This window comes from Mucilaginibacter sp., assembly GCF_025359345.1.
In the GTDB taxonomy this organism is placed as follows: domain Bacteria; phylum Bacteroidota; class Bacteroidia; order Sphingobacteriales; family Sphingobacteriaceae; genus Mucilaginibacter.
Genome location: NZ_JANYGQ010000032.1, coordinates 420,098 through 434,257, shown reverse-complemented (window position 1 = coordinate 434,257; position 14,160 = coordinate 420,098). Strand labels below are relative to the sequence as shown.

Annotated in this window: 11 protein-coding genes; 7 read left to right on the top strand and 4 right to left on the bottom strand. The window is 41.9% G+C overall.

The window, feature by feature from the left end; all coding sequences use genetic code 11:
• Positions 1 to 77: 77 nt before the first annotated feature.
• From Q0R52_RS22375 to Q0R52_RS22365, 3 genes are all read right to left on the bottom strand, one after another.
• Positions 78 to 2,444 (bottom strand): ABC transporter permease, encoded by a 2,367-nt coding sequence (locus Q0R52_RS22375; protein WP_295798771.1) that lies wholly within the window; start codon positions 2,442 to 2,444, stop codon positions 78 to 80.
• 228 nt (positions 2,445 to 2,672) lie between these two features.
• Complete coding sequence (locus tag Q0R52_RS22370; RefSeq protein WP_252793349.1) at positions 2,673 to 3,350, bottom strand: ABC transporter ATP-binding protein; 678 nt, start codon at positions 3,348 to 3,350, stop codon at positions 2,673 to 2,675.
• A 150-nt stretch (positions 3,351 to 3,500) separates the two neighbouring features.
• Positions 3,501 to 4,754 (bottom strand): efflux transporter periplasmic adaptor subunit, encoded by a 1,254-nt coding sequence (locus tag Q0R52_RS22365; RefSeq protein ID WP_252793326.1) that lies wholly within the window; start codon positions 4,752 to 4,754, stop codon positions 3,501 to 3,503.
• Positions 4,755 to 5,164: 410 nt separating this feature from the next.
• Between Q0R52_RS22365 and Q0R52_RS22360 the strand changes: the two genes are divergently transcribed.
• From Q0R52_RS22360 to Q0R52_RS22330, 7 genes are all read left to right on the top strand, one after another.
• On the top strand, positions 5,165 to 6,520 hold the full coding sequence (locus Q0R52_RS22360; RefSeq protein ID WP_295798766.1) for a sigma-54 dependent transcriptional regulator: 1,356 nt from the start codon (positions 5,165 to 5,167) through the stop codon (positions 6,518 to 6,520).
• Entirely contained in the window at positions 6,510 to 7,868 is a 1,359-nt protein-coding gene (locus Q0R52_RS22355) for an ATP-binding protein (protein ID WP_295798764.1), read from the top strand. Before Q0R52_RS22360 ends, Q0R52_RS22355 begins: the two co-directional genes overlap by 11 nt.
• 148 nt (positions 7,869 to 8,016) lie before the next feature.
• On the top strand, positions 8,017 to 8,556 hold the full coding sequence (locus Q0R52_RS22350) for an NADPH-dependent FMN reductase (RefSeq protein WP_295798762.1): 540 nt from the start codon (positions 8,017 to 8,019) through the stop codon (positions 8,554 to 8,556).
• Positions 8,557 to 8,681: 125 nt separating this feature from the next.
• Entirely contained in the window at positions 8,682 to 10,223 is a 1,542-nt protein-coding gene (locus tag Q0R52_RS22345) for a DUF2271 domain-containing protein (RefSeq protein ID WP_295798759.1), read from the top strand.
• Complete coding sequence (locus tag Q0R52_RS22340) at positions 10,213 to 10,872, top strand: PepSY-associated TM helix domain-containing protein (RefSeq protein ID WP_295798756.1); 660 nt, start codon at positions 10,213 to 10,215, stop codon at positions 10,870 to 10,872. The genes Q0R52_RS22345 and Q0R52_RS22340 overlap by 11 nt, the downstream gene beginning before the upstream one ends.
• Before the next feature lie 122 nt (positions 10,873 to 10,994).
• Positions 10,995 to 12,878 carry a molecular chaperone HtpG gene (htpG, locus tag Q0R52_RS22335; RefSeq protein ID WP_295798753.1) on the top strand — a complete coding sequence of 628 codons (1,884 nt, stop codon included), beginning with the start codon at positions 10,995 to 10,997 and terminating at the stop codon, positions 12,876 to 12,878.
• Between the two features lie 247 nt (positions 12,879 to 13,125).
• Positions 13,126 to 13,650 carry a DUF4251 domain-containing protein gene (locus tag Q0R52_RS22330; protein ID WP_295798751.1) on the top strand — a complete coding sequence of 175 codons (525 nt, stop codon included), beginning with the start codon at positions 13,126 to 13,128 and terminating at the stop codon, positions 13,648 to 13,650.
• Between the two features lie 189 nt (positions 13,651 to 13,839).
• Here Q0R52_RS22330 and Q0R52_RS22325 read toward each other — a convergent pair whose 3' ends face one another.
• Positions 13,840 to 14,121, bottom strand: coding sequence for an SRPBCC family protein (locus tag Q0R52_RS22325; protein ID WP_295798749.1), 282 nt, complete (start codon positions 14,119 to 14,121; stop codon positions 13,840 to 13,842).
• Positions 14,122 to 14,160 lie beyond the last annotated feature (39 nt).

Genomic DNA, 14,160 nt, shown 5'->3' with positions numbered 1-14,160 from the left:
TGTTCATTAGTTCAATTGTTCACTAGTTCATTGGTAGAACCTTTTTCTTTAAAACTGCCAGCTGCTACTACTACTGCCTATTCGCTTCTCAAACTCTTCACCGGGTTTGCCACTGCCGCTTTTACAGCCTGGAAACTCACTGTAAGTACAGTTATTAAAACAACAGCTGCACAAGCTATTATAAATACGCCCGGCCCAAGGTCAATACGGTAAGCGAAGCTATTCAGCCATTTGTTCATCAGCCACCATGATAGCGGGAAGGCAATTATGACTGCTATGCTAACCAGCTTCAGGAAATCCTGCGTTAGCATCAAAGCGATGCTGTTAACCGATGCCCCGATAACCTTGCGGATACCGATTTCCTTTTGCCGTTTTTGTGCTGTGAACGCAACAAGACCGAACAGGCCAAGGCATGAAATAAGGATGGCTAATACCGAGAAGTATTCTGAAAGTAACGACACCCTGGTTTCTGTTTCGTATTGCTTTTGATAGGCTTCATCCAAAAAACTGTAAGCAAAAGGAAAGCCTGGATTAAACGACTCATACAACCGGCGGATTTGCGCAATGGTTTCTTTCTGATGATCGTCTTTGATTCTGATCATCATTTTATTATACGGGCTTCCGCCGTTAAGCATTATAAAGGATGGTTTCACTATTTCGTGTAATGATTCGAAGTGAAAATCCTTAACCACACCAATAACCTGGTGGTTGGAGCCATAAGCTTTAATATTTGCCCCTACAGGATTTTTAAGGTGCATGGTTTTAACCGCCGCTTCGTTCAGCAGAATTTTGTTGCCCTCGGCGCCGTAGTTTTTTGAGAACGACCTGCCGGCTATTACCTGCATCCCAAGGGTTTCTGTCAAATTAAACCCGCCAAAAAAGCCCTCGAAATAAATTGCCTGGTCGGCAGCAACGTTGCCATCCCAGCTTAGACCGCCTGTTGCATAGTTTCTGCCGACAATATTATGCTGGGTGTAGCTGGCATTGACCACGCCGGAAATATTTTTTAATTCCGTAGCAAACCGGTCCTCGTTACCGGCGAGCTTCCCTTCTGAATCAATCCTTATAACGTTATTTTTATTGTACCCAAGTGACGTTGACTGTATGTACTGTATTTGCCGGTAAACCACCAGCACGGCCACAATCAGGGTAACCGAAAGCGTAAATTGAAACACCACTAAACCTTTACGGGCAATAAGCTCAGACACCGAAGATTTAAGCTTGCCTTTTAAAATAGCCAGGGGATTAAACTTAGAAAGGTACAAGGCCGGGTAACTTCCGGAAACCAGGCCGGTAAATAACATAATACCTGTTAATGTAAGAATGAGGGTGCTATCAAAAGTTAATGTTATTTGTTTGCCCGTAAGCTGGTTAAACTGCGGCAATAGCAACCAGGCAATACATACTGCGAGTAGTGTGGTAAAAAAGGCCATTAATACCGATTCGGATAGAAACTGTATTATTAACTGGCTTCGCTCGGCCCCCACAACCTTCTTTATACCTACTTCCTTCATCCTGCCTGATGCTTTGGCGGTGGACAGGTTCATGAAATTGATACAGGCTATTATTAGTATAAAAAGTGCGATAACGGAAAAGAGTTTTACATATTCCTCTTTACCGCCGATGCGCGAACCATGGTTAAATGTATGTTTGAGGTAAATGTCAGAGAATTTTGATAAAAAAAGATGACGGGTGGTATCACCGTCGGCTTTCGTTATCATGTCGGTAATATTGTGACTTAACTTATTGGCATCGGCCCCATTTTTCAAAAGCACATAATTGTGCGGGCCGCCATTGGGCCATGTTTTTACCCAGCCCTGTACATCGGCCAGGTAACCGAAGGATAAAACGAAATCAAATTGTTGTGAGGAATGTATGGGTAGTTTTTCAAACACACCCGATACAAAAAAGTCTTTGTCGTGCTGAAATTTGATTGCCTTCCCTATAGCATTTTCAGTACTATTGAACAGCTTTTTAGCAAGCTCGTCGGAAATTACAATGTTATTTTTTGCTGCAAGCACGTCTCCCTTTTTTCCCTTTATCATTTTAAAGGAAAAAACATTGAAGTAATCTTTGCCAACATATTGACCCGTGGCTTTAAGGTTTTTATCGCCTACCGTTAATGTGAATTTTTGCCACCAGTCTGCCGGGGCAACCGGGGTTGCATATTCTACCTCTGGGTTCTGTACGATGAGAGTTTCGCTAACCAGGCCCGATGACTCGTCAGATATGCCATCAACCTCGCCGCCTTTGCGATGCTCCATTACCTGGTACAGGCGGTTATCGTTATCAAAAAACTTGTCGTAGCTCATTTCGTCATGAACCCACAGGTAAATCAGCAAGGTACATGCAATGCCCGCCGAAAGCCCTACTACGTTTAAAAAGGTAAACTGCCTGTCTTTTTTCAGGTTGCGAAATGCAATTTTTATGTAGTTTTTAAACATCGTACAATAGTTAATAGTTAACGAAAAACGGGTTCAGGCTTTTGATACCGGATGATGAAATTTGCTGCCGTTTTATTACAACTTATTTCATTATCAATGTTTTAAAACAAACTACCACCGGAAAGTCCGGGCAACACTCAAGCTACCCCTCCATTTAGGAGGGGATAGCAGAGGCACTTTATTAACTTATATAAACTTTCTTTTGTGACCGGTTAGGTTACCAGTACATTATATCATAATGTTTTCCATTACACTCTGTCCATCCAGTAAGCGGATGATACGGTGGCTGTAACGGGCATCATGCTCAGAGTGTGTTACCATTATAATGGTAGTACCCTGTTCGTTAAGGTCGGTCAGTAGCTCCATCACGTCGTTACCGTTGCTCGAGTCAAGGTTACCGGTGGGCTCATCCGCAAGTATCAGTTTTGGTTTGTTAACAACCGCACGGGCTATTGCCACACGTTGTTGCTGACCACCCGACAACTGTTGCGGATAGTGGTTGCGGCGGTGCATGATCTGCATTTTGTCCAAAACTTCTTCTACCCTTTTTACACGTTCGGCCGATGGAACGCCAGTGTAAATTAACGGAAGCTCAACATTTTCAAATACAGTCAGCTCGTCAATAAGGTTAAAGCTCTGGAATACGAAGCCAATGTTGTGTTTGCGTAAATCAGCCCTTTTGCGCTCGGTGAAATGAGCTACCTCGATGCCGTTGAAAACATAGCTGCCTTCATCCGGATCGTCAAGCATACCCAGGATGTTAAGCAATGTTGATTTACCACAGCCCGAAGGGCCCATGATGGCAACAAACTCGCCGGTTTTAATTTCGATTGACAGTTTGTTCAAAGCGATTGTTTCAACCTCTTCGGTGCGATAAAACTTCTCCAGGTCGGTGATTTTTATCATGGTGCTGCCGTCACCTACTTCATTTTTGCTCATATAAGTTTAATTTTATTTTATGTGTAGTTTAAATTAATTGCCTTTTTTATTTATACAATAGTTCACTGGTTCATTAGTTTTATATTAACTAACCTCTGATCTCTAATCTCTAACAAGCTACTTCTTAAGCACCAGCTCCTGAATGTCTCCATACGTTTCGTAGCTCGAGGTGATAACTTTATCGCCTGGCTGTAAACCCGATGTCAGCTCAAAGTAATCAGGGCTCTGACGGTTTATCTGTATATCAACCTTATAGGCTTTTTTACCATCTGCACTTACTTTAAATATCCAGTTACCACCGGTTTGCTGGAAAAAGCCGCCTTTTGGCAATAATAGCGCTGTTGTTTCTTCACTTAAATTAAGGTATACCTGCAAGGTTTGCCCTTTTTTAATGCCTTTAGCAGTTTCGCCTACAAATGCCATGTCAACATTAAACTGCCCGTTTACGATATTCGAAAACACCTTTTTAACAATCAGCTGGTAAGTTTTTCCGGCAAAATCAAAATGCGCTTTTAGGCCGGTGAAAACTCTCGATAAATAATGCTCTTCAATTCCGCATCTTACCTTAAAACCTGATAAGACGTCGAGTTGTCCCAAATGTTCCCCTTTATTTTTATTTTGTCCTATTTCCGCATCAAAGTTGGTTAATTGGCCACCAACAGGTGCCCGTACTGTCAGGGCGTCTACTTTTTTACGTAACAGGTCAAGGGTGTTTTTCATCTGTGCATACTGCTCCAGGTTTTGTTTATCCTGTTGTTTAACAGATAAGGTATCCTGCTGCAATATCTTCTTAGCAAGTCTCCATTTGGCCAAATTGTAATTGTATTGATGAGTTGCGGTTTCCATTTCCTGCGAGCCGATAGCCTTTTTTGCGTAAAGGTCTTTATCAAGCTTATAAATCCGCTCTGCTTCTTTAAGCTGTACATCAACATCTTCCATGCTGGTTAGTTTACCAATGGTACTTTGCTGAGCCTGGATGTGGGATATCTGCATCTGTGTCTGGTTACCATAAACGGTGCTTTGCTCATTTGCCAGGCTAAGCTCAAGGTCGGTATTTGATAATTTAAGTATCGGGTCACCCTCTTTTACAAGAGCGCCGTCATCAACATATTTTTGTTCTACGCGGCCACCATCTGTTGCATCAATGTAAATAGTAGTGAGTGGCATTACCACGCCGTTAACAGGGATAAACTCCTGGAAAGGGCCTTTTTTAATTTCACTTATGGTTATACGTTCTGTATCAACATCGAGCTTGCTTTTGCCCGATGTAAAATAAATGCTTCCGCCAATTAACAATACAATGCCCGCTATACCGGCAATAGTTAGTATCCGTTTGGTATTCCAGGTCTTTTTTTCAATTACTCTGTCCACTGTTTAATAATTTATATTTTGTTATTAGTTACAAAAGAATATGCCACAAATTAAATACCTGTTTATCAGTATTTTAAAGGTCAAATGTAATGTACGGGCGTACGCTTCTGTTACAGCAAGTGTACGTTTATGATACAATACATTTAAAGGTATTTACGGTTTAATTTAGGTTTATTTACACATAGTTGGTGGTTGATGGTTCATAGTTAATGATTTATGTTTAATAATCCGGAGTTTTTAATATTTAGCATAAAAATTGTTGAATAGGAGCTGATTAGATCAAGGTTGAGAATTTACTGTAAGAAAGCAGTATTAAAATTATAAAGATTTGTTGATTAAATAATATTAATGGTATAATTGGTGATTGGTTGACTATAAACCATGAACTATCGACCATGAACTTCTAGATAATGATACTAAAAAAAGCTAACGTACTAATTGTTGATGACGACCCTGATGTGCTTACGGCCGTGAAGCTATTGCTTAAGACCGAAGCGCAGGAAATTATTACCGAAAAGAACCCGGAAAACCTTAACTGGCTGCTACAGCGCAACCAGGTCGACCTGGTGTTGCTGGATATGAATTTTAACAGCGCCATTAACACAGGTAACGAGGGCATATACTGGCTGCGGAAAATTAAGGAGTGGAAACCGGCTGTTTGTGTAATTATGATTACCGCTTATGGCGATATCGATCTTGCAGTACGTTCGTTAAAAGAAGGCGCCAATGACTTTATTGTTAAGCCGTGGCATAACGAAAAGCTGATCGATACCATTAAAGACCTGCTTGATAAAAGAGAAGGTGTTAAAACTGTTAAAACTTCATCCAAAACTGCAACCGGGGATACATCCATATTGGGCGAGTCGGAAGTAATGCAGGATATCTTTCATAAAGTAAATAAAATTGCCCCCACCGACGCTAATATTTTACTTTTAGGCGAAAATGGAACCGGTAAGGATTTGATGGCCAAGGCGATTCATGAGCGTTCCTTAAGGGCAGACAAGCCATTTATTAAGGTAGATGTGGGTGCCCTTACCGACACCCTGTTTGAAAGCGAGCTGTTTGGACACAAAAAAGGCGCCTATACCGATGCCCGGGAAGACCGCAGCGGACGTTTTGAGGATGCACAGGGCGGCACCCTGTTTTTGGACGAAATAGGGAATATATCATTACAACAACAGGCAAAACTGTTAACCGTTTTGCAAAACAGGCAGGTAACCAGGTTGGGCACAAATAAGGCCGTCGATATCGACATCAGGCTAATATGCGCCACCAACCTGCCTTTGTCTGAACTGGCTAACGAAAACCGTTTCCGTAAAGATTTAATTTATCGCATAAACACGGTTGAAATTAATATGCCGCCACTACGCAAACGTAATGAGGATATTGTGATACTTGCCCGGCATTTTGCAAAGCTTTATGCCACTAAGTACTTAAAACCATCTGTTGATTTTGATGCCGCGTCTTTAGTGAAATTAAAATCGTACAATTACCCGGGCAACGTACGCGAATTGCAGTATACAATCGAGCGCGCCGTTATTATGGCCGATGACCAGTTGCTCCGGCCAGACGACTTGATATTTTCGATATTGGAAACACCGGGCGAAGTTATTGTCGACGACGATAATGTACCATTGAGCACGCTGGAGAAAAACGCCATTTTACGTGTGATAGAAAAGCACAACGGCAATATTACCAGGGCTGCAAAAGAATTAGGACTTACCCGCACCGCCCTTTACCGCAGATTGAGCAAGTATGATATTTAACCGTTACGAATGGCGTTTGGTGATGCGTGTAATATTAATGTTTATTACACTTAGCGTTTCGTCGTATCTTTTAGTTGACAGCCAGAAAATGTTTCTGGTAATAACCGTGCCCCTTTGCGCTTACCAGGTGCTCGACCTTATACGTTTCCAGAAAAAGGCACAGGACGAGGTGAGCCAGTTTGTAGAGTCGATACATTACCGCGATTTTTCGCGCCACTTTGACGTGCGTAAAGCGCCAAACGAATTAAAACCGTTACGTAAAGGATTTAACGAAATAAATACAACGTTTAAGTTGATAAGCCGCGAGCGCGAAACCCAGTATCATTACTTGCAAAAAATATTGGAGCTGGTTGATACCGGCATCATATCGTATGAGCAGGAAAGCGGCGAAACCGGCTGGATCAACGAGGCTTTTAAGAAGTTGATTGGCGTGCCTTATCTTAAAACCATCCACTCGCTCGAAAAGCGGGAGGAAGAGTTATACAACGAGATAATTAAACTTAAGCCTGGCGACAGCAAAATATTGACGGTAACCCGCAACCAACAATTGGTTAAAATATTGGTTACTGCGAGTGTAATGCGTAGCGAGGATAAGATGTATAAGTTGATTGCCTTCCAAAACGTGAGCGAGGCCCTGGACGAAACCGAATCAAAGGCCTGGCAAAAGCTGCTGAATGTAATGACGCACGAGATTATGAACTCCGTGGCACCGATATCATCACTTGCCGACACGCTAAAAAACCGCCTGCAAAGCCCCGAAATTAAGAACAGCCCAGTGAGCACCCAAATGGAGGATTTGGAACTGGGTATCGATACCATTAAGCGCCGCAGCGAAGGTTTGCTTAAATTTACCGAGAGCTACCGTAGCCTGAATAAAATCACCAAGCTTGATTTAACCAAGATACTGGTACGTAACTTGTTCGAATCCCTTAACCGGCTGATGCGCCCTACGCTGGAAAAGAAACACATCGAACTGGAGATCATCCTGCGCGACCCCACCCTGGCTATCGAAGCCGATTTGAACCTCATTGAGCAGGTAATGATAAACCTGCTGGTGAACGCCATAGAGGCGGTAAAGGATCGCGAGAGTCCTACCCTAACGCTATCTGCAGAGGTATTGAGCAACAATAAAACACTCGTAAAAGTTTCGGACAATGGACTGGGTATGCCACCCGAATTGCTGGATAAAATATTTATCCCGTTCTTCAGTACACGCAAAAGTGGAAGCGGCATTGGGCTTAGTCTCTGTAAACAGATCATGCTATTGCATAAGGGAAACATACAAGTGCAATCGACACAAGGTATGGGAGCTACATTCATATTGCAGTTTAGTACGCAGGGAGGCTAAAACTAAGATTTGCAGGATTTTTAGGATAATAGGATGCGCGACAAAAAATATGTGGCAGATGGCTGCACGGCAATATTTCATCATATTTTTCAGTAATAAAACAGGTCTCCAGCATATAAAAGTACTATTGTATTTATAAATCTTAAAAATGCAGTTAACTGTCAAAAAAAACATCTTCGCCATACCCGGCAGCCTGCGCTCCGGGTCATCAAACCATGCTATTCTTAATTTTTTGAAGTCGATGGCACCGGCCGACATTGCCTTCTCTATTTACGACAGGTTAGCCGATATCCCACCTTTCGACCCGGGAAGCGACCACGATATGCCACAGGAGGCTGTAGCCGAGCTCCGCAATTTTATAACAAACGCAGATGCTGTCATCATCTGCACCCCTGAATACGCCTTTGGCATACCGGGTCAGCTAAAAAATGCTTTGGATTGGATGGTGTCGAGCGGCTCTTTCACCGGAAAGCTGACTGCATTGATAACTGCGTCAACAGGCGGCGAAAATGCGCATGAAGCATTGAAAAAGGTACTCGGGGCAATAGATGCCAACCGGCAGGAAGATATTACTTTGTTAATTTCTTTTATCAGGTCGAAAATGGATGGGAATGGAAATATAACAGATGAACAGACAAGTGACAACTTAAAAGCCGTGCTTACCACGGTTATTAATGCTATTAAATAATATTGAAAGCAACAATTTTGTTAGGTTCAATATTCCTCCAAATTTATAGCCTATTTTCAAACAATATATTTTTAATATTATTGTTTGAATAATTTGTTCCCATACCCATAACACGAAAATACTTTATGAACCGTCTGTTTATTAAAATCAAACTTGTGCCCGGCGCCTTAATGGTTTGCCTGGCAATACTGCTTTGCAGCAATACTGGCAACGCCCCCTTAAACACGGGAAAAACCTATGTCTCTGATTACGAAAATATTTTAGGAACTTCCCTGCAAATAAAAATTTCGGCGCCTGATCAAAATGTCGCTGACCAGGCCGAAGCAAAGGCCCTGAACGAAATAGACCGGCTCGACCATATTCTTAGCGGTTACAATACTCAAAGCGAATTTAGCCGTTGGATGAACGGATCGCAAAAGGTGACAAAGATATCACCCGAACTATTCCAGGTGCTCGATTTGTTTGATAAATGGCGAAAACGTACCAACGGCGCATTAGACCCATCGGCCGAGGTGATCACTAAACTATGGAAATCGGCGGCGAAAGAAAACCGGGTGCCAACACAAATTGAAATTGACGAGGCAGTTAAAACCGTCCGCGGCACGCATTACATACTAAATGCCGAAAACAGCACCGTGCAACGCCTGGATAATGCGCCTTTGATACTCAACTCCTTTGCTAAAAGCTATATCATTAATAAAGCCTGCGATGCTGCGTTGGGCTTAAACGGCGTTACGGCGATAGTCCTGAATATTGGTGGTGATATTGTTATAAGAGGAAATCATACTGAGCAGGTCCAAATCAGCAACCCAAAAGCCGATGCAGAAAATGATGCCGCTATAGCAAAAGTTGCTTTGAGCAATAAAGCAATTGCCACCAGCGGCAACTACCGCCGGGGAGAATTAATTAATGGGAAATGGTATTCACATATTGTTGACCCGCGCACCGGAATACCTGCCGAAACTGTAATAAGCTCGACCGTAGTTGCAGATAATGCTTCCGATGCCGGCGCGCTTGCCACGGCTTTCAGCGTGCTTAAACCTGCAGAAAGTGTAAAACTTGCGGCCAGCATGCCGGGCGTGCAATATTTAATATTCACGAACAAAGGGGAACGGATTGAAAGTGAAGGATGGAAAGCAATTGAACTATCTGTGGCAAACACTGCTACCCCGGCAACAGACATCAAAGCGAATACCTGGGATCCGAACACCGAACTTGCTATTAACATTGAACTTGCAGAAATACAGGGTTTCAGGGTACACCGGCCATATGTTGCCGTTTGGGTGGTTGATAAAGATAACAAACCCGTTCGCAATATTGCATTATGGTATAACAAAACCCGGTACCTGGATGAAATGCATGCCTGGTACCGAACTTATTACCAAAGCTTTATGGATGCCAATGCGAGCGTAAGTTCAACATCAAGCGCTACAAGATCGGCAGGAAAATACACGTTGAAATGGGATGGCAAAGACGATAATGGTAAATTAGTCAATCGCGGTACTTACACCATCTACATCGAGGCTGCCCGCGAACATGGTACCTACCAGTTAATGGAGCAAAAGATGGATTTTACAGGCGGATTTAAACAAGTGCAGCTAACAGGCAACGCGGAAATTGCAGCAGCCACATTAGATTACCGGAAAAAGCCAAAGGATGCCCAATAGTAATTTACCCGCCGGTGGCCCGCACAAAAGGATAAGAACTGTAAGATCAGCAAAATCAGCATCAAAAAAGCGCCCGGTTTCGTTATCGCGCTGGCTGCATATTTACCTTTCGATGGTAAGCTTTGTGATTGTTCTGTTTTTTGCAGTTACAGGGCTTACCCTTAATCACGCCGAATGGTTCGGCAGCAAACCTGTAGTAAAAAAGCAAACTGGTAGGTTAAATGTAAATTGGGTCAACAATAAAGATACGACGAGGGTTGAAAAACTGAACATTGTCGAATTTCTTCGTAAAACAAACAAAATAAGCGGGCATGTTAGCGAATTTCGAATAGATGGCCCGGCTGTTTCTGTAGCATTCAACGGCCCTGGCAACTCGGCAGATGTATATATAAATCGCAACGATGGCAACTATCAAATTACCGAAACAAGCTTCGGATTGATTGCGGTTTTAAATGATCTGCATAAAGGGCGCGATACCGGCAAAAGTTGGAGCGTGGTTATAGATATAACAGCCATTTTGATGTCGCTGATCTCATTAACCGGCATTATTATGCTTTGCTATATGAAAAAGAAACGGCGAACCGGTTTCATCTTGCTGGCTTTAGGTGTATTAATCGTCTACGGCATCTTTCATTTTCTTATAAAATAATTGCTATTCCCCATTCTTCGTTTTAAAATACTACTGCCAATTTGTCAACTATCCATCATTTGGAACATGCATTGATGAGCAGTAGTATCACTAAAACATTAAATTTTATAACCGAATAGATTATGCAAGAAAAAGGCACAATTTCGATCCATACCGAAAATATTTTCCCTATCATCAAAAAATTCTTATACTCAGATACCGAGATATTTTTAAGGGAACTGGTATCAAATGCAGTTGATGCTACGCAAAAAGTTAAACGCCTGGCCTCTTTGGGCCAATACAATGGCGAGCTTGGTGATTTACGAGTTGAAATAGCTTTCGACGAAAAAGCTAAAACCATCACGATATCCGACAATGGTTTGGGTATGACCGCCGAAGAAATAAAAAAATACATCAACCAGATAGCATTCTCGGGTGCTACTGAGTTTATGGAGAAGTTCAAAGAAGCTAAAGACGCCAACGAAATAATCGGCCGTTTTGGCTTAGGTTTTTATTCGGCGTTTATGGTTGCCGACAAGGTTGAAATTGAATCGTTGTCATACCAGGAAGGCGCTGAACCTGCACACTGGACTTGCGACGGCAGCACCGAATTTGAATTGAGCGAAGGCAGCCTGCAGGAGCGCGGTACAGAGATTACGCTGCATATAAATAAGGAATCGGAAGAGTTTTTAAGCAAATATCGCTTACAGCAAATCCTTGATAAATATTGCAAATTTTTGCCTGTTCCTATTAAATTCGGCACCAACACACAGGAAGAAGAAGATGGCGTTGATGAAGAAGGCAAACCTAAATACAAATCGATTGAGGTTGATAATATCATCAACGATACCAACCCAATTTGGACTAAAGCGCCAAGTGAGCTAATGGATGAGGATTACTTGAATTTTTACAAACAGCTTTATCCGTTTTCTGAAGACCCGCTGTTCTGGATACACCTGAATGTTGACTATCCGTTTAACTTAACTGGCGTACTATATTTCCCTAAGCTTAAAAACGATTTCGAGATACAGAAAAACAAAATCAAACTGTTCTCGCGCCAGGTATTTATTACCGACGAGGTAAAGGATATAGTGCCAGAGTTTTTGATGCTGCTGCATGGTGTTATCGATTCACCGGATATCCCGCTAAATGTGTCGCGTAGCTTTTTACAGGCTGATAGCAGTGTGAAGAAAATTAACAGCTACATCACCAAAAAAGTAGCTGATAAATTGGCAGAATTATTCAAAGCTGACCGCAAGGCATATGAAGAAAAATGGACCGACATCGGCCTGTTTGTAAAATATGGGATGGTAAGCGAAGAGAAGTTTTATGACAAGGCCAAAGACTTTGTTTTGCTGAGCAATACTCAAAAGGAAAACTTTACACTAAATGAGTATAAAGACAAGGTAACACCTGAGCAAACCGACAAAGACGGGCAGCTTGTTTACATTTACACCAACGACCCCGCCAAACAGGATGCATTTATCCAATCGGCAAATAAAAAAGGTTACGATATTTTGGTAATGAACTCTCCTATCGATAACCACTTTATTGGGCACCTTGAGCAAAAACTGGAGAAGACCTCCTTTAAGCGTGTGGACGCTGATGTTGCCGACAAGCTTATCAAAAAAGAAGATGCTCCTGAGCATGTACTTACCGAAGAGCAGGCAAAAACAGTAAAAGGCATTTTTGATAAAGCCATTAATAAGCCAGCGTATAAAGTTGAACTGGAAAGCTTAAATCCCGACGAATTGCCGGTAACCGTTACAATGGATGAGTTTATGCGCCGCATGAAAGAAATGGCAGCCATGGGTGGTGGTATGGGTTTTTATGGCAGCATGCCCGATAATTATAAAGTTATAGTAAATGGTAACCATAAATTAATAAGCAGGATATTGAACGAAGAGAATGAGGAAGTGCAGGCAGCTCTTTCAAAACAAGCCTTCGATCTTGCATTATTATCACAGGGACTATTGACGGGTGCCGAACTTACAGAGTTTGTGAACCGCAGCGTCAACCTGATATAATTTTTAGAACCAAGATACAAGACCCAAGATACAAGAAAACATCGCTTCATTATCGTATTGAACGCTTTTTTATTTTGATTCTTGGCTCTTGATTCTTGGTTCTTACATCTTGGCCTAAAAGCTGCCCACAAGGCGGCTTTTTTTATTTAGAAAACAATTTAGGCGTTAATATAGTATTCGTTAAATAATTTATGGAATTTTGTAAAAAATTGCATCTGGTAGATAATTACTTAATAAAATATACAGGATGAAAAAATTAACAAAACTGGCAATAGTATCTGTATTGATATTATCATGCTTTCAAACCGTTTTGGCCCAGAAAACTTCGCGGGCAGCAAGAGAGGCCGCAAAGGTTGCCAAGGTAAAGGCGCTGATCGACGCTCAAAACTACGTTTTCCAGGCTGACTATGTTATTCCACAACGGGGCAATTCCAAGTCATTGACGTTTGGGTATGATATGGTAGTATCTAAAGATACTTTGCAAACATACCTGCCTTACTACGGCCAGGTTACATTAGCACCTACCGATGCAAGTGATGGCGGTATAAAGCTGAACACTACAAACTTTAGCTACGAAGCCAAGGCAGGTAAAAAAGGCGGCTATGAAATTATCATCAAACTAAAGGATAATTTTAACCAGGGATCGAAAGATGTGCGGTATATGCGGTTACAGGTTTCGGCTACCGGCTACGCCAGCTTGCAGGTAATCAGCAATAACCGCGACCCGATTTCGTTTAACGGGACTATTGAAGACAGGAAAGAAAAAAAGTAAATACCATCGCGATTGACACTATGAAGGCTCCTTTTCGATGTTGTTTTTAAGATCGAAAAGCCTTTTTTTAACTTCCCGCTGTATTTTCGTTTTAATGACGGCGCTTATTAAATTAAAGGGGAAGCGAAACTCGTAAGCGTAAAGGAAAACTACCTCCGTGCAACCTTCCGGTAATTCGTTAAAAGTCCACTAGCCTAAAAACAACTTAAACATATATGGCCCATCGGTCATTTTAATGGCGGTCACCTTTGGCCGGCTAAAGCTTACATATTCTGTAACCATACCATAACCATTTTTTGCAACACACAAGGCTTTTACACCTTTCGCTGCCTTTTTAGCGCCGAACAACAAGTCGGCTTTCCTTAAAAAGGTATCCCATTTGAGCCTTTTGGTGTAGTCCTGCGAAAAGTCAAAAACAACCTCAGGCACACGTTCAATAATAATTGATTCGGTAAACTTGGTTGTTTTCATTTTCAAGATTATTTCCCTGTTAGAATTTGCATAAGGTAT